General features: G+C 75.4%; 1 pseudogene. It reads right to left on the reverse strand.

The window, feature by feature from the left end:
- Nucleotides 1–682 (reverse strand): annotated as a pseudogene (locus tag EHS43_RS46995) (Toxic cation resistance protein); the annotation flags it as partial.

A 682-nucleotide genomic window follows, 5' to 3' on the forward strand; every position in this document is an offset into this window, starting at 1 on the left:
GGGTGGGGGGAACGGTCACCGACCGGCCTTCGGCCGGGTCGTCGTTCCCACCCGCACCACCCGTACCGCTTTCGTCGTCGGCCGCGGGTGGCCCCTGCGGGGCGTCCTCGCCGTCGGCGGCCGCGGCGACCGTGGCGGCCGTGGCGGCCTCTTCGGCCACGGGGGTCGGCTCCGGTTCCGGTTCCGGGGTGACCTCGGCTTCGGGTGCGGGCGTCGGCTCGGGCTCGGCCTCCGGCTCCGCTGCGACCTCCTCCGCCGGCTTCTCTTCCTCCGCGGTCACGGGGGCAGGCGCTTCCGTAGCCGCTTCCTCCGCCACCGGCTCAGCAGCGGGAGACTCCTCCGTCACCGGGGTCTCGGTAGCCGGCTCCTCAGCGACGGGCTCCGCCGCCGGAGCCTCAGCAGTCGGCTCCTCGGCGACCGGCGTCTCGGCAACGGGCTCTTCCGCCACCGACGTCTCGGCGGCAGGTTCCTCCGCGACGGGCTCTTCCGTCGCCGGGGCCTCACCAGCAGGTTCCTCAGCGACCGACGTCTCGGCAACCGGCTCGTCCGCCACCGGCGTCTCGGCGGCAGGTTCCTCCGCGACTGCTGTCGGCTCGTCCGCCACCGGCGTCTCAGCGACCGGCTCGTCCGCCACTGGCGTCTCAGCGACCGGCTCGTCCGCCACTGGCGTCTCAGCGACCGG

The organism is Streptomyces sp. RP5T (genome assembly GCF_003933965.1).
Taxonomy (GTDB): Bacteria; Actinomycetota; Actinomycetes; order Streptomycetales; family Streptomycetaceae; genus Streptomyces.